Annotated in this window: 31 protein-coding genes; 9 read left to right on the top strand and 22 right to left on the bottom strand. The window is 62.5% G+C overall.

What is annotated here, in order from left to right; genetic code table 11:
• The first annotated feature begins 127 nt into the window (after positions 1 to 127).
• Positions 128 to 940 (top strand): DUF6236 family protein, encoded by an 813-nt coding sequence (locus AC4D6D_RS01175; protein WP_491326174.1) that lies wholly within the window; start codon positions 128 to 130, stop codon positions 938 to 940.
• Between the two features lie 90 nt (positions 941 to 1,030).
• Here AC4D6D_RS01175 and AC4D6D_RS01170 read toward each other — a convergent pair whose 3' ends face one another.
• Positions 1,031 to 1,642, bottom strand: a complete 612-nt coding sequence (locus tag AC4D6D_RS01170) for an SOS response-associated peptidase (protein ID WP_491326173.1) — start codon at positions 1,640 to 1,642, stop codon at positions 1,031 to 1,033.
• Between the two features lie 31 nt (positions 1,643 to 1,673).
• Positions 1,674 to 1,889, bottom strand: a complete 216-nt coding sequence (locus AC4D6D_RS01165) for a hypothetical protein (protein ID WP_491326172.1) — start codon at positions 1,887 to 1,889, stop codon at positions 1,674 to 1,676.
• 177 nt (positions 1,890 to 2,066) lie between these two features.
• Between AC4D6D_RS01165 and AC4D6D_RS01160 the strand changes: the two genes are divergently transcribed.
• The 4 genes from AC4D6D_RS01160 (at position 2,067) to AC4D6D_RS01145 (ending at position 3,950) form a co-directional block, all read left to right on the top strand.
• Entirely contained in the window at positions 2,067 to 2,318 is a 252-nt protein-coding gene (locus tag AC4D6D_RS01160) for a hypothetical protein (RefSeq protein WP_491326171.1), read from the top strand.
• A gap of 13 nt (positions 2,319 to 2,331) precedes the next feature.
• Positions 2,332 to 2,709, top strand: coding sequence for a hypothetical protein (locus AC4D6D_RS01155; protein WP_491326170.1), 378 nt, complete (start codon positions 2,332 to 2,334; stop codon positions 2,707 to 2,709).
• Positions 2,710 to 3,094: 385 nt separating this feature from the next.
• Positions 3,095 to 3,559, top strand: a complete 465-nt coding sequence (locus AC4D6D_RS01150; protein ID WP_491326169.1) for a Panacea domain-containing protein — start codon at positions 3,095 to 3,097, stop codon at positions 3,557 to 3,559.
• Complete coding sequence (locus AC4D6D_RS01145) at positions 3,534 to 3,950, top strand: hypothetical protein (RefSeq protein WP_491327270.1); 417 nt, start codon at positions 3,534 to 3,536, stop codon at positions 3,948 to 3,950. The genes AC4D6D_RS01150 and AC4D6D_RS01145 overlap by 26 nt, the downstream gene beginning before the upstream one ends.
• A gap of 11 nt (positions 3,951 to 3,961) precedes the next feature.
• Here the strand turns inward: AC4D6D_RS01145 and AC4D6D_RS01140 are convergent, their stop codons facing one another.
• On the bottom strand, positions 3,962 to 4,981 hold the full coding sequence (locus AC4D6D_RS01140) for a hypothetical protein (RefSeq protein WP_491326168.1): 1,020 nt from the start codon (positions 4,979 to 4,981) through the stop codon (positions 3,962 to 3,964).
• A 106-nt stretch (positions 4,982 to 5,087) separates the two neighbouring features.
• On the opposite strand from AC4D6D_RS01140, the gene AC4D6D_RS01135 reads away from it, so the two are divergent.
• Positions 5,088 to 5,219 carry a hypothetical protein gene (locus tag AC4D6D_RS01135; protein WP_491326167.1) on the top strand — a complete coding sequence of 44 codons (132 nt, stop codon included), beginning with the start codon at positions 5,088 to 5,090 and terminating at the stop codon, positions 5,217 to 5,219.
• 2 nt (positions 5,220 to 5,221) lie between these two features.
• Positions 5,222 to 5,392 (top strand): hypothetical protein, encoded by a 171-nt coding sequence (locus tag AC4D6D_RS01130; protein WP_491326166.1) that lies wholly within the window; start codon positions 5,222 to 5,224, stop codon positions 5,390 to 5,392.
• An 817-nt stretch (positions 5,393 to 6,209) separates the two neighbouring features.
• Here the strand turns inward: AC4D6D_RS01130 and lysC are convergent.
• The 4 genes from lysC to AC4D6D_RS01110 are packed head-to-tail and all read right to left on the bottom strand — an operon-like array spanning position 6,210 to position 7,791.
• Positions 6,210 to 6,491 carry an Rz1-like lysis system protein LysC gene (lysC, locus tag AC4D6D_RS01125; protein ID WP_491326165.1) on the bottom strand — a complete coding sequence of 94 codons (282 nt, stop codon included), beginning with the start codon at positions 6,489 to 6,491 and terminating at the stop codon, positions 6,210 to 6,212.
• Positions 6,421 to 6,807, bottom strand: a complete 387-nt coding sequence (locus tag AC4D6D_RS01120; RefSeq protein ID WP_491326164.1) for a hypothetical protein — start codon at positions 6,805 to 6,807, stop codon at positions 6,421 to 6,423. The genes lysC and AC4D6D_RS01120 overlap by 71 nt, the downstream gene beginning before the upstream one ends.
• On the bottom strand, positions 6,804 to 7,181 hold the full coding sequence (locus tag AC4D6D_RS01115; protein WP_491326163.1) for a phage holin family protein: 378 nt from the start codon (positions 7,179 to 7,181) through the stop codon (positions 6,804 to 6,806). Before AC4D6D_RS01115 ends, AC4D6D_RS01120 begins: the two co-directional genes overlap by 4 nt.
• Positions 7,182 to 7,197: 16 nt before the next feature.
• Positions 7,198 to 7,791, bottom strand: a complete 594-nt coding sequence (locus AC4D6D_RS01110; RefSeq protein WP_491326162.1) for a hypothetical protein — start codon at positions 7,789 to 7,791, stop codon at positions 7,198 to 7,200.
• A gap of 85 nt (positions 7,792 to 7,876) precedes the next feature.
• Between AC4D6D_RS01110 and AC4D6D_RS01105 the strand changes: the two genes are divergently transcribed.
• Complete coding sequence (locus AC4D6D_RS01105; protein WP_491326161.1) at positions 7,877 to 8,179, top strand: hypothetical protein; 303 nt, start codon at positions 7,877 to 7,879, stop codon at positions 8,177 to 8,179.
• Positions 8,180 to 8,233: 54 nt separating this feature from the next.
• On the opposite strand, the gene AC4D6D_RS01100 is transcribed toward AC4D6D_RS01105, so the two are convergent.
• The 5 genes from AC4D6D_RS01100 to AC4D6D_RS01080 are packed head-to-tail and all read right to left on the bottom strand — an operon-like array spanning position 8,234 to position 18,841.
• Positions 8,234 to 8,908 (bottom strand): DUF4376 domain-containing protein, encoded by a 675-nt coding sequence (locus tag AC4D6D_RS01100; protein ID WP_491326160.1) that lies wholly within the window; start codon positions 8,906 to 8,908, stop codon positions 8,234 to 8,236.
• Between the two features lie 10 nt (positions 8,909 to 8,918).
• On the bottom strand, positions 8,919 to 9,677 hold the full coding sequence (locus AC4D6D_RS01095; RefSeq protein ID WP_491326159.1) for a hypothetical protein: 759 nt from the start codon (positions 9,675 to 9,677) through the stop codon (positions 8,919 to 8,921).
• A complete protein-coding gene (locus tag AC4D6D_RS01090; RefSeq protein ID WP_491326158.1) occupies positions 9,677 to 9,970 on the bottom strand; it encodes a hypothetical protein in 294 nt (97 codons plus the stop codon). The genes AC4D6D_RS01095 and AC4D6D_RS01090 overlap by 1 nt, the downstream gene beginning before the upstream one ends.
• A gap of 13 nt (positions 9,971 to 9,983) precedes the next feature.
• Entirely contained in the window at positions 9,984 to 13,775 is a 3,792-nt protein-coding gene (locus AC4D6D_RS01085) for a hypothetical protein (protein ID WP_491326157.1), read from the bottom strand.
• Entirely contained in the window at positions 13,772 to 18,841 is a 5,070-nt protein-coding gene (locus AC4D6D_RS01080; protein ID WP_491326156.1) for a hypothetical protein, read from the bottom strand. Before AC4D6D_RS01080 ends, AC4D6D_RS01085 begins: the two co-directional genes overlap by 4 nt.
• On the opposite strand from AC4D6D_RS01080, the gene AC4D6D_RS01075 reads away from it, so the two are divergent.
• Positions 18,791 to 19,231 (top strand): hypothetical protein, encoded by a 441-nt coding sequence (locus AC4D6D_RS01075; protein WP_491326155.1) that lies wholly within the window; start codon positions 18,791 to 18,793, stop codon positions 19,229 to 19,231. The genes AC4D6D_RS01080 and AC4D6D_RS01075 overlap by 51 nt on opposite strands.
• Here AC4D6D_RS01075 and AC4D6D_RS01070 read toward each other — a convergent pair.
• The 10 genes from AC4D6D_RS01070 to AC4D6D_RS01025 form a co-directional block, all read right to left on the bottom strand.
• On the bottom strand, positions 19,228 to 19,548 hold the full coding sequence (locus AC4D6D_RS01070; RefSeq protein ID WP_491326154.1) for a phage tail assembly chaperone: 321 nt from the start codon (positions 19,546 to 19,548) through the stop codon (positions 19,228 to 19,230). The two genes, AC4D6D_RS01075 and AC4D6D_RS01070, sit on opposite strands and share 4 nt — an antisense overlap.
• Before the next feature lie 110 nt (positions 19,549 to 19,658).
• Entirely contained in the window at positions 19,659 to 20,081 is a 423-nt protein-coding gene (locus AC4D6D_RS01065) for a hypothetical protein (RefSeq protein WP_491326153.1), read from the bottom strand.
• Between the two features lie 105 nt (positions 20,082 to 20,186).
• Positions 20,187 to 20,645 carry a hypothetical protein gene (locus AC4D6D_RS01060; protein ID WP_491326152.1) on the bottom strand — a complete coding sequence of 153 codons (459 nt, stop codon included), beginning with the start codon at positions 20,643 to 20,645 and terminating at the stop codon, positions 20,187 to 20,189.
• 66 nt (positions 20,646 to 20,711) lie between these two features.
• Positions 20,712 to 20,906 carry a hypothetical protein gene (locus AC4D6D_RS01055; RefSeq protein ID WP_491326151.1) on the bottom strand — a complete coding sequence of 65 codons (195 nt, stop codon included), beginning with the start codon at positions 20,904 to 20,906 and terminating at the stop codon, positions 20,712 to 20,714.
• A gap of 22 nt (positions 20,907 to 20,928) precedes the next feature.
• Positions 20,929 to 21,318 carry a hypothetical protein gene (locus AC4D6D_RS01050; protein WP_491326150.1) on the bottom strand — a complete coding sequence of 130 codons (390 nt, stop codon included), beginning with the start codon at positions 21,316 to 21,318 and terminating at the stop codon, positions 20,929 to 20,931.
• Positions 21,315 to 21,857, bottom strand: coding sequence for an HK97-gp10 family putative phage morphogenesis protein (locus AC4D6D_RS01045; RefSeq protein ID WP_491326149.1), 543 nt, complete (start codon positions 21,855 to 21,857; stop codon positions 21,315 to 21,317). The genes AC4D6D_RS01050 and AC4D6D_RS01045 overlap by 4 nt, the downstream gene beginning before the upstream one ends.
• Positions 21,857 to 22,240, bottom strand: coding sequence for a head-tail adaptor protein (locus tag AC4D6D_RS01040; RefSeq protein WP_491326148.1), 384 nt, complete (start codon positions 22,238 to 22,240; stop codon positions 21,857 to 21,859). The genes AC4D6D_RS01045 and AC4D6D_RS01040 overlap by 1 nt, the downstream gene beginning before the upstream one ends.
• Positions 22,237 to 22,761 carry a head-tail connector protein gene (locus AC4D6D_RS01035; protein WP_491326147.1) on the bottom strand — a complete coding sequence of 175 codons (525 nt, stop codon included), beginning with the start codon at positions 22,759 to 22,761 and terminating at the stop codon, positions 22,237 to 22,239. Before AC4D6D_RS01035 ends, AC4D6D_RS01040 begins: the two co-directional genes overlap by 4 nt.
• Before the next feature lie 54 nt (positions 22,762 to 22,815).
• On the bottom strand, positions 22,816 to 23,058 hold the full coding sequence (locus tag AC4D6D_RS01030) for a hypothetical protein (protein WP_491326146.1): 243 nt from the start codon (positions 23,056 to 23,058) through the stop codon (positions 22,816 to 22,818).
• 81 nt (positions 23,059 to 23,139) lie between these two features.
• Entirely contained in the window at positions 23,140 to 24,513 is a 1,374-nt protein-coding gene (locus tag AC4D6D_RS01025) for a phage major capsid protein (RefSeq protein WP_491326145.1), read from the bottom strand.
• Positions 24,514 to 24,530 lie beyond the last annotated feature (17 nt).

Here is a 24,530-nt window from a genome sequence, read left to right as displayed (position 1 = left end):
TAGGTGGGCTGGGGCAGGAGCGGGGGCTAACCATTTCAACGCTCCGCTGGAACTGGTACGCTTGGAGCTATCTCCTCGCCTCAAAGACGGAGAGCGAGGGGCCATCATATACCCGCATAATCGCCCTATGGTCGAAGGGACGTTGCTTTCAGCGAATGATGTGGGCTTCGACCCGGACGTGATACGGGCCACGCTTTTCTTTTTCGACAGGCTCGACTACCCTAAAAATTCTATCATCCACGTCGGCCCCGAGAAGCCGGAGGGGCTCGAGGATTGGCCGAAGCTCCAGCATAGTCGTCTTGTCATGAATGGGATGGTCGAACAGGAAGTATTCGACCGCGCTCTCAGCGATACTTTTGATGCTCACAGCAAGCGCGAACCTGGGCGATGGATGTTGGCGCGAGGAACCGATACTGTTGGGTTCCCGCCATCAGCGCTAGTCGACCAAGCAGCTTTTCAGATGAAGCTAATTAATGCGCTGCCCTTGCCGGATCGTAGCGTATCCTATGATGAAGTCCTTTCGTACAAAGAGAGGCGGGCGGCGGAGTTGCGGAACCTTCGTCACCACATTGAAGAGTTGGCCTTAAAGGTCGGAAAATCTGGGTTCGGTGGCCTAGAGGAGCAAATTGAGTGGGAGCGCTTTCAGGGCGCGCTTACCGACCATGCGAAGGCGATTAGGGAAGCGAACTTCTTCAAGCGAAACTTCAATTTGGATATTAAATTCAATTGGACGGAGCTTATCAAAAATATCCCTCAGAATGCGCTATTTGGCGGGGCTGGGCATCTCACGCTGGGCCTTTCGGTACCAGTCGCAGCCGTCGCGGCGGGAGCTAATGCGATTCGCTCGGCGGTCACTTTTGAGTCGACTGCCGGCCTAAAATTCAACGCCGAGAATCCAACACCATTTGAGTATGTTTTCCGAGCTGAAGGCGAGCTATAGCGCCGCTTTCCTTGTAAGCGTTGCTGCGGCACGAGGGCTAGCCATCGCCAGCGGCCGTGCCCCAGTTCGTAATATGCAGGATGTCATCCATCACGCTTTGCGCGTGAACCACGGCAAATCAGTACGGTCGATAGCAAGCGGGCCACCCCAAGTCCGGCACAGAGCAAAGGCTTCGTCCGGCGTCCCGTCGGTCCACGTCGCCCAGTCCGCCTCCGCGACGATCGTCGGCATGCGGTCGTGCACGTCGGCCATCTGCTCGCAGCCATCGACCATAACCATGGAATAGGCGTTGCCCCACTCATCGGTCGGGCGCCAGATCCCGGCGACGGCGAACAGCTCCTGATCCGGCAGGGAGTACCAGGTGCGCGTCATGGTCCCAGCCACACCCTCGGCCTCCGCCCAGGCAGTGACGGGGATCAGGCAGCGCCGATCGCGGAAGCTGTCCCGCCACATCGGATTGCCGCGCAGCTTGTCGTCGCGCGCATTGTTCGTCGCGGTGGGCTTCAGGGGCTTGCCGGTTTTCTTGCTCACGGCGTGCCGAGGGAAGCCCCATGTCATGGCGCGCACCTCGCCCTCGGCGACGACTAGGCCGGTGTATTTCGGATAGACCTCGGCGGCGAAGTTTGGCGCCCCGGCGCTCCTGGCGCGGAACAGGCGAGCTACCGCGTCAGCGGGCTTCGTCAGCCGGTAAAGATTGCACACGTCCGAATGCTGCTCTTGGCGGGCGCCAACGTCAACCGTCGCCTGGAGGGGGATATGTCCGCCGCCCTGCGATGACGAAGGGTGAATTGTAGCTGTCGAGGGCTGTGTGGTCCGCCAGCTCGATGTCGGCGAATGCCGAGCGGAACCGGTGGGCGTCTTCCGTGGTGCGGAAGTAGTAGGCAATGGTCCTGCAACCCTGCTCTGGACCGCCATGCTCGGCGTAATCGCCGCGCCTCATGTGGGCCATCAGCCAATCGTGGATTCGCATATAATTTACGACCGCAATATCCTTTTCATAGAAGAGGATGCGGACGGGGAAGGCTCGATCGTCGACCTTCCGCTGGGGTGTGCTGCGTCTAACCATGATGCGAACATATAGAGAACATGCTACAGCGAGTCATTCGATTCGTATGAGGGCCACCCCATGGCAAACGACCAATTGACGCTCCCCCTGACCGATGAGGACCTGCTCAGGCTGGCACGCCACCGATATGCGCAGGCCGACAGGGAAGGAGCGACGAACGACGATTACGTCCAGCTCGTAGACATCTTCCCCGCCGTGCTCCGGCGGCTCGAGGAGAAGGTCGAGATAACCCGCGACCTGGTCTGCGTCGAAGAGATCGATCTGAACGATCCGGCTGCGTGGCAACGCCTGATAGCCGCGTCGGCCAAGTAGGAGGAACACCGCTATGAGCGAAGCACCAAGCAGCACCCCGGACGATCTCAGGCGCGAGATCACGCGCATTCTCGGCGGTAAAGGTATGTCGAGCGACTTCGGCCATGGCGCCGACTACAGGGCCTTCACGCCAGCGGCGCCGGATAGCCGCCCGCGCCCCGCGGGGCGAACGGCCACGCCAGCCGAGCGCGGGCCGTTCGGGCGCTGGCTGCTGATGCAGGCCGAGCGCGGCGGGCTCGTTGGTGATCTGGCCAAGGGAGCCATGGCAGATCGCGGCTTCCCGCGCGACGGCGATCCGGAGGCGGTGCGCAAGCGCCTGAGCATGCTCCAGGCGGACGGCGACATGTTCGAGGCCCTAGACGAGGCCGAACTCGATTGGATCGCGCTGTGAGCGCTGCCGTCCACGTTTACCCGCGCGAGGGCTTTCTATTGAACTCGGGACACTGCGGTGCGCCGAGTGAGGACCGGCTATCGCTATGCTTGCGACCCAAGGGGCATAGCGGGGGCCACGAGATGGTTTGCTGGCAAGGCTTTCGCATCCGGTCGCCTTGGATTGACGGAGTAACCCTCCCGTTTTGCGGATTCGCGGGCTAAGAGAATGACGCAAATCGGCCATTCTGTCGTGACACAGAATCAGATCGACGCAAATGGAGCGGGCAATGTCAATAAGAACGTTGCGGTAATCTTTTGGACTGCATATATGCGCGAAGCAGATGCTGGCAATTTGCCGCATCAGGCCGACGAAAGTTGGCCGGGGTGTAATAGAAGGGTTCGACATGGCTGATGCTCGCATCGTCGCGAACCGCTTCCTTGAGCTCGCAAGAGAGCAGGGGCGGTCGCTGACCCCCATGCAGGTTCTAAAGCTCGTGTATATCGCACATGGCTGGATGCTAGGTCTTAGCGGTCGGCCGCTAATCGATCAGCAGGTCGAGGCGTGGCAATATGGGCCGGTCGTGCGGGACGTTTACAATGGTGTCCGGCAGTTCGGGAAATCGCCGATATCCGGACAGCTTTGGGCTCCTCAGGGCTCTTTGGATGCCGCCGAGGATGATATGGTCCGGCAGGTTTTCGGTTTGTACGGCAAGATGGGAGGCATTCAGTTGTCGAACATCACGCACATGCCAGACACGCCATGGGCACAGACGTACAGGCCAGGTGCCTTCGGCGTGGAGATTCCCGACGGCATAATCGCCGAACACTACCAGCGCCTTTCGCGTGAACGAACAAAGCCCGCCCCCTGATATAAGCGACACACCGTCGCTGCAGATACCCGGGCTGCCAGACGCCGAAATCACGGCGTCTGATAACGCTGCTTCACTTCAGCAAGCGATGGCGGAGCTAGATTCCCTCTCGAAGGGGGCTACTCCGGAAGAGCTCGAAGAGGATGCTCAGCGACAAGAACATGATCGCAACCAGCGCTTCCGAGACCATTTCGAGAGGATCGCGATCTGGTCTCTGTATGTTGCTGCGCTCGCTGTCCTAGGCGTAGGCGGGGTTTGGCTTTGGCATATGGCCGCGCCAGAATCGGCTCGATGGCTGAAGAAGGAGGATGTCTCCCACCTTCAGAGCATCATGACGGCGGGTTTGCTCGTTGGTGTCATCGGGCAGCATTTCAAAAAACGTATGAGCTAGCATCGGGTATTCTACTTCTTGAGATCCAGCTTGCCCAATGCAGGCGCCAAAGTTCGAATGAGCTCTGCTGCGCCTGCGGAAGCCTCAATTCTCGCACTTTCTAATCCGATGGTAGTTTCATCCTTTTTTAAAATGAAATTACGTTCAGTTGCCGTAATGGCACTAATAATCCCGCTCAGTGATTCGTGATTATCAGGTGCTGCTGCGATCTCATAAGCTACTCTCCGTTGTTCGATATTGGTAAGTTCATTTTGAAAATATCTGATATCCCCGAGAGAAGCTTTATACAGTTTGAGGAAAAATAAAGCGAAGGCTTCGATAAGGAGCACGAGGCTCAGTCTAGGTAAGTAATGTAGAGCGATTTCGGTTATGTTTTGATGGTTTGGCAGTATGGTTTGATAAACAAGGTAATACACAAGAATGCCAATACCTGCCGTGCTGACCACTCCACCAATGGCCAAATTATATATACCATCACGACGTAGTCTGCTTAGCTGTCGCTCCAACCTAAATATGGTATCTGAAAAAGATTCGCGAACGTTGTTCTGAGAGGCGAAATCAGATAATTCGCTTTGAAGAAGATGCTTAGCTCTCTCCACTACATCTTGTGAGGCTGACGTCGAAAACTGATCAACTACTTTCGTGATGATCGTTTCCATCTGATGGTCATCTAATTCGCCAAATTTCTCTGTTCTTGCCTCAAGTTTTGCCATTCTCTCCGAAAGCAACTTCATAGAGATCGACGCAAGGTGGTGCTGATCTGAGGAGATAGTCGGCTGGCTATCTTGCCATTTTTCGGGCCCCCGCAGAAATTGAACGGAGAGCATTATCATCGATATCGCGATGAAGACTGCGCCGCTAGCCGAAACGAGGTTAGTGATTAACTCCGGGGCAGCCTGTTCTTTTGCCATAATTGCTGAGGCTGCAATGGTGATGCCTCCGAATACAAAGGCTGTTGCTGGCGCTCCAGCGTCCTTCGCCATCATCGCCAAGAGAGAAATAGTAGACTTTGATTTTTCGTGCTCTGTCATGCGCGTATCTATTCAATGACTTCCAACCCGTGACAAGCAATTTGGTTGAGCTTCTGCGATGTAGCAGCAAACCATATCTGCGATGCTATGAAGAGGTCGGCCTCTGATGCAGGTCGATCGCGGCTTCCCGCGCGACGGCGATCTGGATGCGGTGCGCAAGCGCCTGAACACGCTCCAGGCGGACGGCGACATGTTCGAGGCCCTCGACGAGGCCGAACTCGATTGGGCCAGCTATTGATCGTGACGAAGCGTTACCGGGTCACCGCTTTCGGCCGCCCGCGCGCGCCGTGGCGCGACAGCATGGAGGAGGCACTGGACGACGCGATCGCGCTGGGCCTCGCTTCGTGGGATGCCAGCCGCCGGGAGTGGTTCCTCGCCGTGCCGGTGGGATTGGCGCGCAAGGCGGCCTGAGCCGGAATGAAATCTTAAAGGGCTTTGATACGAAAAGGCCCGAGGCATGTTGGTGCCTCGGGCTTTCAAGTTTGGGTTGCCTTGCACTTCCGCGCAAAAAGGGTGGCCTTGAATGGTAACAGAGTTACTGGCTCAGGGCCGACGACGAAATGCCGCAAGTCTGGAAAAGGTTCCAATACCTTACCGCTTTTTTTGGGGCGCTTCGATGACCGTGATAATGTGCTGATACATGAGAATCGGTAAGGTGAAGTCCCCATGTCGATTGATCATCTCTATCTTGCGCTTTTCGCCGTCGTGTCGGGCGTATCGTTGGCAGGCTTAGCCATTCTTGCAGACGGATCACTCTCGTCTCGCACCCGACGAGTGATAGCCGCGCTCGGTTGCTGCGTGATCTTGGCGGGGGTCGTGGCCTTCTGAAACGAAGAGGCCGCCCCCCGCAAAAGGGGCGGCCTCTAACTCGGTGGAACCGGGGGTGGTACTCCGCCGAGGTACTGGATTAACATGTGGCAAGGGCGGTGGTTCCCGCCTTTTTCCGTGATACTTTCCACTTGGCTGCGGCAGCGCGGACGCGCCCGCTCAAGTGACCGCTTCGGCGGTCGGGTCAAGTGAAATTGAGATAGCCTGACAGCCGGTATAAAGCCCGGTCCGCGGCTACTTCCAAGAAATGCCCCGGAGCATGTTTTCGGGGCTCCGGGGCTAAGGTTGGGTCGCCACGCGCTCAGGCGCGCAATGGGCCGCATCGGATGGGAGGGTCTAGCCGATGCGCCGCCGGGCCACTTTGTGCGGCAATTGTGACGCTGACGCGAATTGCAATTCGTTAATTCGGCAGCGACTTAGCGCGAGCCTTCGCGTCATGCTCGCGGATCGCATCGACCGTTGCGGCGCACTTCTCGAACCCCTCTTTGTATATGCCCCGGCTTGTGACGATGTCCGCCGTGGTTTCGAGCGGCACGTCCGTGACGGTGCATCGCGCCATCAGCCCGGCAGGGATACCCTGATAGGCAGGCGGGGGCGGGGCGGAAGCTACGTCACTTCTTTTCGAGCAAGCGGCGCAGGTCAGCAGGGATAGGGCGAGACAGATATTCCTTAACCTCGGCATTGCTGGCCTCCAGATCCTTCAGTTGTACGGCGGCGGCGGCGTTCTGCTGCTCGATCAGCGCAAGCTTGTCCTCGAGCAGCAGCACGTTCTTATGTTCGAGGGCGCGCAGGCGGTCCTGCTCGGCGGCGTGAGCGGCCCACCCCTTATTCGTGGTGACCAGTTCGTCGATCTTCCCGTCTTTGTCGGCGATCTGGTCGTTCTGGCGCTGGATGTGCATCCAGCCGATGATGTTGGCCCCGATCCCCGACACGGCGAGCACGCCCACCATGGCGAAAATCTGCGATCGATAGGGCGCGAGCAGGCTGAGTAGCTTCACGGCTGATCTCCTTGCGATGCGTTGTCCCGGCCCTTGGCCGCAGCGACGCGCTTATCCGTGTTCGCGCGCAGCTTGATTCCGAGCTTCTCGTAGACGATCCGCTCCAGCAGCCGGATCGTCACGTTCGCGCCGAGCCAGCCGAAAACGCCGACGATCACGCCCGACCACAGAGGATCGAGCGTCATTGCGCGGCAGAGGAGCATGACGAGGAAGCCGACAAACCCGGACGCCACGGCTTCAGTGGCGGCGCGCGGGCCGTTCAGCTCGTTGCCCTTGTCGTGCTCTCGCATGACGTATCCCAGCAAGCCGCCAAAAGCGGCGAGCAGGAAGTATCCAACCGACGTGAGCCAGTCGGACAGAGAGAAGTTTTCCATTATGCCCCCGTTTGGCTCAGCGAGCCCATTCGCCGGTTTTGCCGTGGAGCCAGGTCAGGAACTGGCCCACGGTCTTGCCCTTCAGGATCGAAGGATTGGCCTTGGTTGCAGCGTCGCCCGCGATTTCATCGGCGCGTGCGTCCAACTCTGCGGCAATGACTTTGGCCGCGGTGCCAGCGCCGAAGAAGTGCGCGGCGTAGAGCGAGGCCTTGTTGATCGCGATGTTCTTCCCGCGCAGCGATACGGCGTTCTTCTCGGTAAAGGTCTTCGCGCGGGCCAACTGCTCTTCGACCGAAGGCTTGAGCCCGCCGAATGCGAGACGCATGTCGGAGCCCCACTTGCCGCCCTCGCCGATCCATGTGGCCTTGAGGAACTGGTACAGGCCGGACCCGCTGGACGAGGCGGCCTTGACGTAGGGGCGGTCGTTGCTCTCGATCTTGGAGAGCATGGGCCAATAGTCGTCGGGGATGTCGGTGGTCGCAGACATGCGCGGTGCTCCAAAGGCGTCGAGAAGATTGTCGAGGGCAAGGATATTGCCGGGATCGTCAAACAGTCCGGGCCGGGCGACTGCACGGACCGCATCGAAGGCGGCCTTGCGGGGATCGTTCATGACGTTCTCGCTAATTGTGGTTGGACACGGGGCTGCGGCGCGGCTCTGCTAAGAACCGCGTGTTTTCAGAACCAAAGGTGATTCGATGTCTAAAGAAGCGCTTGATGCAATTGTGCGGGCGATAGCGCAGATGGGGGCACAGCAAGCCGTCCTGCGCGACACGATGGCGAGCGTACTGGCGGAGGTGGCAAATTTGTCGCCAGATGCGAGCGCCAAGCTTGAAGAGATGATCAGCAGCGAAGAATCCGCGGCTTTCGCCGCTATCGGCGCAACCACTTCATCCACGCCGACCATGGACAACGTCCACAAGGATATGGAAGAATATCGGTTGCAGCTTTATCGCCAAGCACGTGCGGCGCTGCCTCGCGTAACCTCTCGATCGAGCTGACCAAGAATCAGGCCTTTATGAGCTGATAACCCGAGTGGGCAGCGGTGCGCCGCGCTACTCGGGCCAGCCTTCGGAAACCTGCGCCTCGATGGCGGCAAGCTCTTCCTCGCTGGTGCCCTGCGCGATCGTCGCGATCAGGGCATCCAGCTCATTCTTGCGGCGCTGGCCTGCCTCCACGAAGGTGGCGACGGCCTTGCCGAGCTGGATCATGTCGGCGGCGCCGAGGGCGACGATGGCATTGTCGGCCATGCGCCATTCGGTCGAGTATTCCTCGCCGCTCTGCTGTGCCAGCATCGCCATGAGGACGGAACCTGAGATGTTGCCCCGGCTCGTGGCATCGGTCTCGACGCGGCAGGTCGCCCCCGCGAGATCGACGAGGCACCCGCCGTCGCGGACCTGGTCACGCCGGTTGCGGACCTTGGCGCGCAGGACCGCCCGCTTCGAGACGTAGATGAAATCCTCGTCGGACGAGAGTTCGGACCCCTTGAGCGGTCCATCTGGCCCGACCATCCATTCCGCCGCGGCGCGCTGGGACACAGCTTCGGGAGAAATGGCACCCTCCGGGATCGCGTAAGTCCGGCCGCCGTAAAGCGTGGTGATCTCGCCGTCCGGACGCGGCTCGGAAGCAATGGTCTCCAGGTTGAGCATGATAGCGGGGCCATTGATGGTGACCGAGCCGATCTTGTGGAACAGCGGCGCCGCGTTCGGCACTTCCTGAATGATGTACATCGGGTTTTCCTTAGAAATTCGTCACGTCGAGGACGAGGCTTCGCCATCCACCGAGACTGCCTATGTTCTGGGAGATCGGGACGCTCTGGGGCGACAGGGCGCAGGTGTATTGAATGTTGCCGCTGTCGGCGAAGAAGGCGTTGCTGGCGCCCGAGATCGTGCCACCGCCCCATGCCGTGACGCCCGTCCTCGCCCACTGGTCGCGGCGGTAGACCTGATATCCGTTGGTGTTGCCCTGTCGGCACGAACCAAGCCCCGCGTAAGTGAAGCTGATGGCGGTGCTCACTTCCTGCTTTTGCGGAACGTGCGCCAGATGGCGGCCCGCCACCGAGACGCCGCTGTAACCGTTCTGCGTGATGACACCGAGCGGCCGGGCGATGGGGTAATCCGACGACCAGGCAATAGTGCCATCGGTCATGAAGAACTCGGCGCCCGCCATGTGCTCGCTTACCGGGGGGCGGCGCTGCGAGAACACGAACAGGACGACAGTGCTGGCGGTCGGGTTTACGGCATAGACCCTCCAGGTGATGCCGCCGTTCGCCGTGGAAACGATATCTGCCCAGGTCGCGGTCGTTGCAGTGATCGCCAGCATGGGCGCGTCAGCCATGGTCAGCCCGGCCACAAACACGTCTCTCTGCCCGCTGTTGTTGCCGAACTGCCCCCATCCCGACGTTGGCAAGTCGATCCGCTGTTCACGGCGGAAGTAGGTCATGTTGGCGAGCAGCTGCACCCGCCCGTCGGGCGTGTTGGTCTCGAAGCCAGCAGGCATCAGTAGCCCCCGTAATAAACCGTGGTGTTGGGCGCCGCTCCGGGATTGGCGCCGCCGGTCGTCGAGATATTGAACGACCATGAGATCACGCCCGTGGCGGAGTTGAGCGAGACGTTCGGCCCGCCGTAGTTTCCGGCCGTCGAAGAGACGTAGTGCAGGAGTTCCTTGCCGATCAGGCGATTGTCCTGCCACGTCCCGGACGTCGCCCCGTTCGTGGTGAACGACGAGAAAAACATCCCGAAGTAGTCGGTATAGCTGATCTTGGTGGCGCCGCCCGGGTAATAGAACTCCATCCCCGCTGGCATGTCACCAAACCCCGAAGCGGCCAGCCATGGCGTTGTTTCCGTAGAAGGCTCGCAAGTTGTTGCTATCCAGTTCCATCCGCTGGCCGGTGTCGGCCGTGCGCAACAAGCCGATGCGGCCTGTGATCGCGGACAATTCGGTCACCGCCATTTTCGCCGCCGTCACCGAACCTGCAGCGAGATTATCAGTGGTGACCGACTGCGTAAGAATGCCGCGGCCGTTGATCGTCGTGATGGACGGTGTGACGTAGTCCATCAGCTGAGAGGCATTCGGGACTGCCTTTGCAAACTGCGGGTAGGCAAAGAAAAGCCAACTGTCCAAGCCGCCAGCTTTGGTCGTGAGTTTCCGCAAGATTATTCTCGCGTACACAGCAGATGAGGGCGATACTCCCCGCGCCCAGGTCCTCTTGTAACCAAATAGATTGTTTCCCCCAGGGTAGGGTCCCCCGCCACCTGCATTTCCCGGATCGTCAGCTATACTGTTAGCGCCATTGTTAGAATACCCGAGAATAGTGCGATTTCCGTCCATCCACTCGATGAACATATTGGACGAACATCGATGCACACCGATGTAGCAGGAAAATTCATATGTCGTGTTTGGCTGTACCATCACAACGTCATCGCCCGTGCCATTGGGGAGAATATTCCGCCAATAGCTATCGGTGTATGCACCGTAGTCTGATGTTACCTCGTTCGCTTGGTAGACGGCGAGAGTTCCACAATCAGGAAGCGTCCAGTTAGCTCCAGGCCAGCCATCTCCAACAGCTGGAGAAAGTACCTCCCAGCCAATGTTGGACATTCGCAGCACTATCGAAGCATTTCGCTTGAATGGCTGCCAGCACATGCTGGGATTGCATCCGGGCTGCGTCCCCCACAGCAGGTTGCCGCTGTTCTGGACGACGAGCTTCTCGGCGCTCACTGCCCCGGCCGCCAGCTCCCGCGTGTTAACCGCGCCCGCCGCGATCTTCGCCGAGGTCACGGAATCAGCGGCCAGATCGTTGGCATCGACCGTCGTGACGTAGGCCGTCCCGTTCCACCGGTAGAGCTTGCCGCCGTACACGATGGCCGAGGTCGTCTTGACGGTCGGGAGCGCGCCGGAGGTGATAATCGTCACCGGCTCGATCCCCGCCGCAAATTGCGTGGCGTTGATGCCGCCCGTGATGTCGCCCGCTTCCACAGCAGAGGTCCACCCATTGGCGGTGTAGCGGTAGAGCTTGCCGTTCGCCGAGAGAAACACGATCCGGCCCACGAAATTTGCGGTCGTCGGCAGAGTGGTGACGATCTCGTATCCACCCGTCATCTTGCCAAGGGCGAACACGAGATCGAAGTTCGTGCCCGCGAAAGCACCGGTGCCGGTAGCGCGCAGGGTCAGCGTGGCCGCAAGGACGGCCGTGTTCCCGAACTCCCCCGTCGCGGTGCCCGCGCCGACCACCGTGGCCGTGCGCCCGGAGAGCGTCACCTGCAGGGCGTTCGGGTTGGAGGCGATGACGACGTTGAAATTCGCCGAGACATCGACAGTGCCCCGCCGGATGACCACCGTCGTCGTGATCCCGGAGTATTCCTTCACCACGCCATTGGCGTAGGCCCAGACCGAGCGAGCCGATGAGGTCAGCGCCGCTGATACCGCATCCGGCCCCGGCGGGCCGGGATCGCCGGCATCACCGGGAGCGCCGGGGTTACCGGCGGCTGCGAGCAATGCGACAAATTCGTTGGGTGGCGGCAGGTTTGCGCTGGAAACGTGAGCCTTGATGACGATGTACGTCGAGCCCTCATGCTGAAAGAACTCGCCGACCTCATACGCCACGCCGGGAGCCCATACCCCCCGGTTCAAGTCGGCCCAGTTCACACCGGCCACGACGACGGGCGTGGTCCAGGCGGTGCGCTGCTGCGGCCCGCGAAACTCCGCCTGCGTTGACCAGCGATACTGTCCCTTGGGCAGATCCTGCGGCGCCACGGTCCAACCGGGAGGGACCTGCCCGACCCCAAAGGCAGGCGTGACCGGCTTATCCGCCGCGTTCTGGTAGACGGTGACGAGGATAATTGGATCGTCGGCCTCGATTATCTTCGGCGCCTTGCTCAGACCCTCAATCTGAAAAGCGCACAGGCCGGTCGCTTCGGTCAGTTCAGCAGAGAAATCCCTGTAGAAGCCATAGATCGTGAGGCTGTCGAACTCGGCGTTGCCGATCCAGAGCGCCGGCGTCGCGCGCAACGCTGCCATAGTGCGCACCAGGCCGTCCACCGCATCAGACCGGACGAGGGAGCGCGCCGACATGCGTTTGGCCCATGCCCGTTCCACAGGTAGCGTGTTGCCGAAGTCGTCTGCTTCCTTGCGGCTGTAGTCGTCGATTCCGATGGTAGGGGCGTTCTCGGTGACCCCCAAAGGCATACTCGCGCCGAGAAGCAGCGTACCGACCGACACGAGGTCACCAGCAGCGCCCGCCGATATCGTCACCGTGATCGCATCGCCGTTCGCGACGTCGAGGTCGAGAAACGAGATAGAACCACTTTGGTCCGCCGGCTGTACATTGCGGATCTGATCGTAGGCGCCCGATTGGACCCGGACCGAGGCGGCATTGCTGTCGAGGACGGCAAGGGCCGTTACCGGTGCGCTGGGTGTCAGCGTCACGATGATGGAGGTGGCCTGCTCTGTGGCGGTGCCGAGCGCCTGGTCGAACATCGACCATCGGTTCGTCGGCCCGATGTCGAGCCACGCCGACACGGTAGACGGGACTTTGCCGGTGTTGCCGGGAACAAGGCTTTCATAGATCCGGTGGGTGGCGGGCCACACGACCCTATCGCCGGCTTGGTACGTGATGTTCGCCACCCACGGCGCGTAATCGTTCTCCAGCACATTGCTGGCTGTCAGAACCGCATCGGTGATGACGAGCGGTGGGACAACCAGCAGGTCGCTTTCGCCCTGCACCGCAGGGTCGCTATGATCGACAGCGACATCTGCGCTCGGCAACCCTTCGACCGAAAGCGAGCAGAGCGCGGCGGTGCCTAGCACCAGGTCGATCGAGAAATCCTTGTAGAACCCGTAGACGGTCAGCGCCTCGAAGTCCTCGTCGCCGATCCAGAGGGCCGGAACCGCCCGGATATCGCCGAGGTAGCGTTGAACCCGGTCGACGTCATCGGAATCAATTCTGGCGCGGGTGGAGATGCGGCGCGACCAGCCCCGGCGCACGACGGTGGTTACACCGAAGTCGTCCGTCTCCCGGCGGCTGAAGTCGGTGATGGAGACGGTCGGCTTTTCCTCCGTCTCGCCGAGATCGACGGCGTCACCGATCACGAGCTTGCCGACCGACACGTCTGCCCCGCCCGGCGCGGTGAGCGTCACGAAAATGCGCTGCCCGGCGACGGCAGGCAGGTCGAGGTAGGTCAGGTTCGTGTCGGCCGCCTGGGTGACATCGTAGATCGCCACCCCCGCCACCTCGACGCGCACCCGCGCCTCCCCCGCGCTGACATCGACGATGCCGAGCGACGACACCGGGGCGGCGGGCACGAGCTCGATGGCAACTTGCCCCGCCGCCACGGTGCTGGGACCACCAGCAGGGTCGAACATAGCCCACCGGTTGGTCGGCCCGGCATCGAGCCACGACGTATCCAGCACCGCCGCGGGATCATGGCCGATATTGTCGGCGATCACGCTTTCGTAGATGCGGTGGGTCGCCGCCTTGATGACGCGGTCGCCCAGCGCGTAGGTCGTGCCGGCGGACCACTCAGGGTGGTCGGCCTCGGCCACGCTGCTGGCCGCGAGGGTGTTTCCGGTTACGAGAACCGGGCGGATTACCTTCATGCTGCTGCCACCGTGGAGATTGCGTCGCCGCCGCTCTGCGAGCTGACGTTTTCAAGGATGCGCTTGATGGCGCCCGTGTTGCTGGCGAGCGCCGCATTCGCGCTGTTCAAGTCGGAATGCAGCTGGGCCAGTTCAGCCTTCAGCTCTTTCACGGCGGTCGCCATGTCGTCGTTCGCCGCCGCCGTGCTGGCGCTGTTGGCGCTGGCCGCCGTGGCGGCAGCCGCCAGCGTGTCGGCGTTCGAGGCCGAACCGCTCTTCGCGAAGGCGTTGATCGCGGCGTAGGTAGCCTCAAGGCTCGCGGCGGTCTGCGCCTTCACCCGGTCAAGCTCCTGCTTGCTGGTGGCGCTATTGCCCGCCGCATTGAGCAGAGACTGCGACAGCCCGGTAAGCGTGCCCGCCGCGTCCTGATCTCCGGCGCGGGCAAGTGCGGTCGCGGCATTGAACTGGCCAAGCAGAGCGGCGAAGCTGCCAGACCCGGTGCCGTCCGTGATTCCACGGATGCGCTTCACCTCATCCATGATGCTGTCGCCCACCGAGGTCCAGGCCTCCTTGAGCTGAGCCGCAGCGTCGGCCGCCTCCTTGGCATCCTGGATCGCCCAGATCTGCTCCTGTAAGGCGCGATTGCTCTGGTCGAGCTTGGCGAGTTCAAGCGCGCGGATCGCCGCCGTATTGCCTTGGGCTTCCAGCAACTGGCGCTGAAGGTCCTCGCGCTCGCTCAGGATGTCGGCCGCGCTCTTCGCGCCGTTCAGCGCGCCCTGCAATTCGGCGAACGCGGGGGCGAGCTGGAGCAGCGTGGCGTAGGTCGCCTGCCCCGCCGCCGTGGTGAGGTCCTGCGCCTCGACAAGGGCGCGGAACGCGGCGAGCGAAGACGGCATGGACACGCCGAGGCTGTCGAACACCTTGGAGAACTGGGCGGTCTGTGCCGCCGCCTGCTCCGCCTTGGTGTAGTAGGTGTCGAAGTAGGAGCTGATGGCCGAGGAGAAGTCGCTGACACTGTCGAACTGGTCGGCGAGGGACATCTTCAGGTCGATGCTCATGCCGCTGGCGGACGAGCCGAGCAGGTCGAGCGAGGACGTGACGCTTTCCACGGTCGAAGCCACGCGCACGAGGGTCTCGAAGAGACCTTCTCCCACCGCCTGGAATTTCTCGATGCCGGGGAAGGCGGCCTTGGCCATATCGTCGGCGGCGGCGCCGAATACCGCAACCAGCTTTTCCTCGATCTCGTCTCCGGTGAGGCCCTGAAGGTCGATCTTGCCGATCTTGAGGACGAAGCCATTGAGGCGCCGCTGGATATCGTCGGTCGCAGCACCGAGCGGACCGGCGGCAGCCAGGATCGCATCATTGAACTGGCGCAGGATCAGGGTGAACTGGTTCTCCAGCCCCGCGTCGGCAGCGGCATACTGTGTCGAGTATTTCGTGGAGGTGGTGAGGCCGAAGAACTTCTTCTTCTTCTGGATGTCGGAATAGTACGACGCGTCGAACCCACCGGCGAGTATCTCTTCCAGCGACTGCGAGCCGCCATAAAGGCCGCTGCCAACGACCTTCGTCTTCGTGCCGAACAGCGAGCCGATCAGGTTTCCGATCCCGCCGAACAGCCCTCCGATGATCGGGATGTGCTTGAGCAGGCCGCCGCCCTGGAACAAGTTCGAAAGCACCTTTCCGGTCGTGTCCGTGGCGAAGCCTTCCGAGACGCCGCCGGAGGCGTTGATGTTGCCGGTCCTGACCACGAGCGAGGCCAGGTTGCCGATCTGGCTGTCGATCGAGGACAGGGAGGCGGCCATCTGACGCGAATAGGTCAGCATGACGGTGTCGACCTCCTTCAGGGCGTCGATGGAGCGCTTGATGCTGTCGGACTTGGCCGAGGCGTCGCCCAGCACCGTGCCGGTGCCGTCGTTCGCCTTCTCCAGCGAGCTCTTGCCGCTGCCACCGAACGAACCGGCCACGGTGATACCCAGTGTGGCGAGAGCCGCGATCATCGCTGCACCTGCCGCAAAGTTGAGGGGCGGTGGCAGCGTCGACATGGCCTTGACGACAGCCTCCACTGCCGCCGTCGCGGTGCGCGCGCCGCTCTTCGCGATGGACGATGCCGTCTCGATGGCATCCTGCGCCATGGCGCGGACGGAAAGGGCGAACTCGACTGCGCGGAAGGCCTTTTCGGCTGCCGCCATGGCCTTGTAGCCGTCGGAGCCTTCCTTGAAGAAACCCTTCGCCGCTGAGGACATGTCGCCGTAGAGGCCGATCTGGCTGGTGGCGGTTTCGATCGCGAAGCGGGCATTGGCCCGGTCGATCCGCGCCTGGTTATCGCCGGCGGCGGTGATGCGGGCGTCGCGCTCTTCCTCCGCCTTCTTCATGTCCGCCTGATAATTGGCATAGACGGAAGCAAGGCCGCCGATGGCCTCGCCGACGCGGCCGAACGCATCCGACATGCCGCGTGCGGCGTTATCGACGTTCCGCGCGATCGAATCCCAGATGTCACCGGTGAAGCGGAGCGAATCGTTCAGATCGTCCTGTGCCTCGCGGAGTTGCTGGGCCTTGTCGGCAATCTGGACCTGCTGGGCGACGTAGTCGGCAGCTTGCGCTGGATCGAAAAGCCCCGCCCGAACTTCCTGCATTGCTCGAAGGGTTGCGAGCTCGTGAACACGCAATGCATCGGTGGCGCCGACCAGCTCCAGCTCCCGCTCGAGCATGGCCAACTGGTTCTGGCCCGCTTGAGAAGAAATGCTGGCCTGTGTTTTTGTCGTCTCGAACCTCAGCCCCTCGCGCGCCTTGCGCTCGTTCTCGAGGGCTTTGGTTGTGCGGTCAATGTCGGCCGCATTGTCCTTCAAGCGCGCTGCCTCGATCGCAGCGAGGAGAGGGAGATCAGCCAATCGATCCTTGACGTACTCATTCGCCTGAGCGGCCGGGATAAGCCCCTTCTCGACCATTTTGTTTACATATTCCTGCGCGTCAGCTTGGGCGCGCGTCGCGGCGGTAGCGCGCTCGCCGTCCGCCACCCGCTGCGCAATCGCCAAGCGCACCTGCCGGTCGACTTCAGCTTTAACGTCTCCCTGGTCCCTGATGGCTTTGCTTTCCGCCTTCACACGCGCTTCTGCGACTAGCGCTGCGCCGCCTGAAAGAGTGTAGGCATCGGCCAATGCACCGAGGTTCCTGATCTGCGCCTCGACAGCAGCAATTTCGCGGGCGCGCTCCTCCGCCTGATTCTGATCGCGGCGCGCAGCCGATGCAGCCCGGCGAGAGTCTCGCTGCGCCGCCGTGTGAGCTTTCTCCGCGGCTTCCGCCTGTTTTACAGCCACGCTCGCGGCGGTGAGGTCCTTCTCGTACTGTTTGAGAGCGACACCGCCTGCCTTGTCGGCGTCCGCGCCGCGCTGCTGCACTATGGCAAGCTGAGCCCTGGCCTTTTCCAGTGGCGTGGTCGCCGTGGCGAGCGCGACCTGGCGCTCGATGAGCTGCGAGGCACTGCCGGAGGATTCCGTATTGGCGGCAACGAGCTTCTTCTGCTCGGCCGTCGCATTACCCATGGCCACGGCGGTACGGGCAATCTGGATCTGCAAGGCGCGGTTGCCGTTGGAGGCGTCGTTGATCGCGAAGGCGTACTTCTCGAGCTCCTTCGCTGCCCCGGCCATCGACGGATCTTTCGCCGCGGCGGAGTTGATGTTCTTGATGAACTGCTCCGCCGTGGTGCCGCCGTTCCTGCCGCCATTGTACTTGGCCAACTGGTCGTTGATGTAGGCGCGACCACTCTTGGAGACGCTGTCATACCAGCGACCTCCAGTGGGATCGCTGACGAACATCATGCCTGCCGTCATGCCGCCCTGGCGCAGGCGCTGCTGGGCGGACTGGTAGGTCTTCGTTCCTTCGGCCAGCTTTGCCTCGGCCTCACGGGAGTTCGCGAGGATGCTGAGCCACGCGACCTGCTCTTTCACCTTGCCGGTCGTCCGGTCCAGATCGGCAGCAAGGTCGGCCTGCCGTTTGCCGAGATCGTCGGACGCCTCACCGGACTTGAACAGGTTATCAGTCAGAGCGCCCAGCACCAGCATGCCAGCCGTAACGGCGAGGCCCCACGGCCCCATCATGAATCGGGCGAAGCTGCCAGCGGCGCCCTCCATGTAGACCATCTGGCTTGCGGCCTGCCCGCCCTGGATCGCGAGCACGGAGAACACGTTCGCGCCCATCGAGAGTTGCGTGAACATGTCCTGTGCCTGCGGGGCTATTGCGGCCATCGCGCCGCCATGATTTTTCACAGCCTCGGACGACTGGTCTATGGCCGCGCGTTCCATCCGGAGCTTCGCGGCATAGTCGTCTAGGCTGATGGCGCCCTGCGAGATCAGGTTGCGGGCATTGGCCATTTCGCGGTCGAACCGCTGCTGCGCGGCAAAGGCAGGATCGATCGAAGCGCGGAGCTGCGCGGCGGCGCGCGCAAGGTTCTCGGCCTCACGCACCTCGCCAGCCGCGGCAATCTCGCTTTCGCGGGATGCCACGACCTTCTGCTTCGCATAGGCCTCGAACATCTGATACGCGCGGGCTGCCTGCTGGACGGCGAGCGCCTCGGCCTCGGCTGCCGATGCGGCGCGCTGGGCGGCCATGGCCTTGTCCTCGGCTGCCGCCTTCGCGGCCTGCGTGGCCTTGCGCATCGCGGCGTATTCCTGGTCGTAAAGCGCGGCTTCCTGCGCGCGCAAGCGCTCGGCAAGCTCGGTCATCCCCTGCTGCTCGGCAGCCAGCGCGGCGGTTTCGACCTTCATGGCCCGCAGTTCCTCGCGGGTTTTGCCGAAGGTCGTGATCTGGCGCTCAAGCTGGCGGGACAGGGCCTCGCCCGCCTTCTCCACCTTCGCATTGGCGCGTTCGACGTTGGCGAGCTCGCGAGTGGCGGCGCTGCCGAACGACTTGATCTGCACTGTGGCATCGGTGAGGTTCAGGGCGCCGCGGCTCGCTGCCTCCAGCTTCTCAAACTGCCGGACGGCTTCGGCTGCGGTCGTGCCGATGATGTCGTCGAGGGTCCTGAGGTTGCCGAAGGTATCGTGGAAGTCGATCTCAAAGCCAACGCCGAGAGTTGCGCCGTCTTCGTCCATGCGAACCTCCGTGATACAAGCCGCGCCCAGATCTTTTGGGAGGCTGATGAAATGATCGGAATTGCGGGGCTTTTGCTGATGGCGAGTGCATCAGCGGCGCCCGTCTACCTGAGGTGCGAATTCGTTCGTGAAGACGGAAACGTCGACATCGACTTCGCAGTCGACGAACCAAATCAATCGGTCACCATCGCGCTCCCAAGTGGCCGGGTAGTCACCCGCCAAGGCCTGTTTGGGCCTAGCGAAGTGCGAGTTCCCGACCAGCCGAGCGTGTGGACGATCGATCGAGTGAATCTGACACTTCGCCGCACGTTCGATTTCCGTCCCCCCAGCGATCCGGGGGAGAGCGGGAAGTGCAAAATCAAGGAAGCGCCAGCTAAGCGGGCGTTTTAACCCAGCACCATCCGAAGGCGATCCACCTCGACCTCCTGCTGGCGCTTCGTGGGCTTTGAAGCCCAGGGCGGCGGGCAGTTTTCGCTCTCCGCCTTCCGTCCTTCCGCAAGGTACTCGACGGAGAGGCGGCGGATGATCCGGGCATCGCGCCGGGATAGCCGGACCCCCATCACGTCCTGCCAGGCCTTGATGGACTGCCAGGACAGGGGGCCGTTCCCCATCCCAGCCGCCTCGGTGAGGCCGATCTCGATCAGCCGGGAAATGAGCAAGGGGGCAGGGTTCGGCGGCATGGGCGGGACGATCTCGTCCGCCTTCATCCTGTCCGCCCTGCTCAATTGCGGTGCGGCGCCATCCGATTTGGCGCGCCGCGACCCTTCCGGCGGCTTTGGCGTGGCATTGAGCCACGCCATCTGCCGGACGTAGAGAATCAGCCCGCGTTCGAGCTGTTCTTGAAGTTTCCCCAGTCGCGCAGGGTCTTCTGGACCTGTGCGGCGATGAAGCCGAGTTTCTTGTCAGCATAGAGCGCGCGGAAGAGCTCCTTGCCCTGGGCGTCACCGGCGGGCGGATAGCTCAGGTTCTCGAAACCGACGGTGAGCGTGGCGAGATCTTCGGCCAGTTCGGCCTCGCGCTCTTCCTTCGAGCCGATCGCGAGTTTGCCGTCGTTGTCCTCGCGGCGCTTGATGGCGCGCGCGGTCTGGCGCTCGTCGACTTCGGCGAAGGCGTCGGAGCCGGGGCCGTAGACGATGATCCTGACCGGCTTCTTGTCGTGGTAGAGGTGAACGCCGTCGGCGCCCTTGATGTGGATCGGGGCGGTATCGGCGACGGCCTGCTGGGTGATATCGTAGGGCATGTGGGTAAACCTTTCGCGGGTGTGGTGCGCCGATCCGACCCGCTACCCGCGATGAACGGGCCGGACCGGTGCATAGGAACCGGCCAGATCGGCCGGAAACCGGGATTAAGGAGTGGTGGGAGCGGGTACCTTGACGATCTTGGTCTCGATCTCGATCGTCGGGTTGGCCATCAGCATGGCATCGGCATTGCCGACGTTCTCGGGGTAGCCGAAGGCACGCCCCTGGAAGTAGCGGATGTCGCCGGCGGGGTAGGTCACCTTGAAGGCGTACAGGTCGCGGTTATCGGGGTCCGCTGCAACGCGGAGCAGTTCCTGACCTGCATCCTCGGGGTCATGGGCCAGCGAGGGCTGGAGCGAACCGTAGTCCGTGGAACCCTTGTGCTTCTGTTTCGGGCCCTTGAGCGGCTGAAACTCGGTCTTGTTGGTCGTGGCGCCGATGGTGCCAATCTGCTCGACGTTGCCGATTTCCGTGAAGGCGAGGGCGTCATACCCAGCCTCGGTCTGAGTTGCGGGAACGCCAGCCGAGATCTCGATCCCGGTGCCCGCAGCAGTGGTGGAACCCATAATGCTTCTCCTGAGTGGGTTGCCGGATCATCCGGCGGGAACCGTCCGCGCGGGCGGACGAACTGGTCAGGCGTCGGGTTTGGTTTCGCCCTTGCTCGCCTTGATTTCCGCCGCCGTGGCCTCGCGGGCGAGACCGGCGGCCCTGTAGTTGCCGAAACGCCCTTCGCTGATCGGTTCCACGGTGCCGCCGGTGAAGGCCTGCTCCGTTCCGGAATCGCGGAAGTTGCGCACGATGAAGGCGTTGATTTTCTTGTCGGTCATGAGGTGCTCCTGTCGTCGAGGGTCAGATCGGGGCGTCGTATGACACCCGGAAATCCTGGGTCTGTTCGAACGTGTTGGCTGGGCCGTTGAGGCTGGGGCCGAGACCGGCCGTCAGCACGGCGACCCGGAAGGCCCCGGCAATGTCACCGATTTTCCCGGCGCAGCAGTTGCGCACCCATTCGATGGCTGCTTTGCGCTCGCGGACGCTGCTGGCCCGAACCGTTACGGAAATCCTGTCGATCTTGCGCACCAGCGCGCGGCGCCGGAGGGTCTGGTGATCCAACGAACTGACCGTGCGGACCAGGTATGCGGTCAGTGCGACGTCGTCCGGTAGGCGGTCTTCCTTGATCTGCGCCGCCGGTACCGAGCCGTCGCCGATCAGAATCGCTCCTATGATGTCTGCGCCGGTCATTCGTCGTCGCTCACTTCCTGGCCATTGATGCCGCTCCGCGAGACCCGCGAGTTAATGTAGGCTTGGGCGGTGCTGATCGCCTCGGCCGCCTTCAGGTCGAGGGAGACGCGGAGAAACGGGTGCGGGCGCGCGCCGGGGTGCCAGACGGTATCGCCGACAAACGCGCCGTTGATGACCAACGAGCCGTCGCCGCCCGCCTCGTTGACCTTGGCGTTGATCCTGCCCAGCCCTTGGCCGCCACGCTGATGGTCGGAAACGCTGATGAAGTGCGGCGCGGTGCCGTATTCCAGCCAGAGCGCACGCGCATAAGTCCAGCCCGGCTTGATGGTCACGCGGACGATGATCTTGTGATCGACGGTGCGCGACCGGATGACGATCGCGTCACTGACGTCGGCGGAGATCGAGCGAGCCTTTGCCTCGTCCGCGATCACCTTGGCGCCGGCGCGCGCCGCGCCTCGCAGTACGCGCGAAATCAGCTGCTCGGGAAGGTCGCGGGTGAGATAAGCGCTGACCGCGCTGCGGCCCTTTGCCTGCGCCATCAGGCGGGATTGCCAGCTGGCCGATAGTCCTCGACCATGAATTCCAGACCGTCGCGCCTGCCCAGCTCGGCCGGCGCCGTGATGATCTGGGCGGTCCTGTCCGTGACCCAGACTTTCTCGCCTGCATCGTCCTTCTCGTAATGCCCGATCAGCACTCGCATATCGGCGGCGATGTCGCGGCGGTATCGCGTGCGAATTCGCGCAGGACGGCTCGCGACATTGATGCCGTCAGCCAGACGCTCTCCGCGACTTGGAAGCGAATCCTGCACACTGGCCCAGACCTCGCCTACGGGCGCCCACGATCCCGATCCGGCGCCGTCGAAGCTGTCGTCGGCGACGGGCCGCTCGATGCGGATGCGGCGATTGAGCGCGCCCTTTTTCACAGCGTGTGCCTCTTTAATTTCTGGCACAGGCGGCCAGCGGCATCCTCCGCGTCGGTGAAGGCCCGGCCGCCCTCGCGGTCGTCGTCATATCCGCTGATCAGCACGAGCATCGCCCGGCGCAGCACCCGGGGGACATCGGCGGGATTTTCGTACCCCGCGCGCACCGTCACGGTGCAGAGGAGGCGGTTGCGGAATGGCCATGTAGTGCCGATCGTTGGCAGTACGCGCGCCGGTCGGCGGCTAACGTCGAGGCGGGCGCCGTTGACCGTGACGGGCTGACCATCGCTGCCCAGGTATGAAACCGCCGGGACGGCATCGGCCGCAATGGGCCATGCCCGAAGGGTTAGGCCGCCAGACACGCGCACCTGTTCGGTGATATCGCGGGCTTCTAGGATATGGCCTGTGCGGCGCTCCACCCAGTCGGCGGCGTCGCTGATGAAGCCGAGGATCTCGTCATCCTGCTCATCGCCGTCGGCGCGAAGCTGCGCCTTGGCTTCGTCCAGCGAAACGGGAAGTGCCATGGTGTAGCTCCGGGGATGCGGGCCGATGAAGCACCGGCCCGCTGCACGGGGGACTTACTCGCCCTTGCGAGCGAGGTTTTTCGCGACAGCTTCCGAGCCGCTCAATTTCGGGTCGTTGAAGTCGATCTGGTTTTGCGCGGCCGTCGTGCCGGCGCGCGGGTCGTTATCCACCGCGGGATGCTCCATATCGACGTCGGGAACCTGCTGGGGGGCGCCGGAAGTGTCGATCTTGGTGGCGGGAGGGATTTTCGCGGCGGTGGTGGAAGCATTTTCCGCCTCGGTCTTTCTGGTGGCCATGGGGATCTCCTGAAGCTGACCGAAACGGCGCAAATCGCGCCGCTTCGATCAACCGGGGCGACCGAAGCCGCCCCGGAAGGATCAGTTGGCGCCGATCTTGATCGCCTTCATGGAATCGGGGTTCTTGACGCCGCCGCCGACGCGCTTCGTCACGTAGAAGCAGATGAAGGGCTTGTTGGTGAACGGATCTCGCAGGATGCGCACACCGATCCGGTCAAGCACGAGATATGTTTCGCGCATATCGCCGAACAGGGCAGCGATATTCCCGGCTGCCGCGTTGGGCATATCGGGAACGTCCACCACAGGTCGGCCCGCCAGGGTCGAAGGCTGACCGGCAACGAAGGTGGGCTGCCAGATGTAGTTGCCCTGGCCGTCCTTCAGCTTGCGGACGCCGCCGAGCGACGACCGATTAAGGAAGAACTTCGCATTGGGCTCGTATGCTGCCGGGAGCTTGTAAACGGTGTCGATGACGCCGTCGGTCGTGAACGCCGCCGCAGCGCCGCTGTTGACCACCTCGATCGCACCCCAGGGGTGGCGAGCCTCGGCCGCGCCACCCTCGATATAGGCAAGCAAGCCGAAGGGCTTGTTGGTACCGTCACCGGAAAGGAACGCGATCCCCTCTTGGCGCGAGAACTCGGTCTCGATCTCGCCCACAAGCCACTGCTCGATGTTGATTTCGCTGTCGTCGAGCAGCGTCTGCGATGCGGCGGCATTGGCGTAGATCTCGCCAAGGCCGAACGGCAGAGATGTGAACTGCGGCGTGCTGGTCGCGGGCCGCGCGGCGGTTTCACCAACCCAGCCGGAACCGAGCGTGCGATCCGTGAACAGCTTCGTGAAGCCACCGGTGCTGATCGACTGCACGGTTGCTTCGGCGCGGATCGGGTTGATGAGCTTGAGGCGGCCATTGATCGATCGATCCCACTCGATCGGCGTGGTGTAGCCGCCATCGGCGTCGTTGCCGGACGTCATGGCCGCCCGCGGGCCTTCCCGGTGTGCCGCCTTCAGCTTTTCTTCCTGCTCGCGCCCGCCCTCGCGCATGAAGGACGAGAACAGGCCGGAGTAATCGGGATCGGCCAAAGCGGGGTTTCCTGCGCCGCCGCTGAGCTGGGCCGCAGCGAGCTTCGCTGCGTGGTCGTTGATCGACGTCTCGAGCGCGGACATCGTCTCGTTGATCTTGGCGAGCTTCTCGGTGACGACCACGTCGTCGATCTTGGACTTCAGGTTCGCGTCGTTGGAAGCCTTGAACTCCTCGAACGCGGTCTGAAGGGCTCCGATCATGGCCTTCGGATCGCCGGAGACGTCGGCGCGGATGGTGGCGCCCATCAGGGCGCGGGGCATCTGCGGCAGGGTCGGGGGCGTGAGGGTGAGCTCGGGCTTTTCCGGACGCAGGGCGTGCAAGGGATAGGCGAGCATCGTCGCTACCACCGCGAGGGCGGTTTTCAGTGAAGTGCGCATAGGGTGCCTCTTTGGCT

Source organism: Novosphingobium sp. BF6 (genome assembly GCF_058273105.1).
This window is presented reverse-complemented; position numbering and strand designations above follow the sequence as displayed.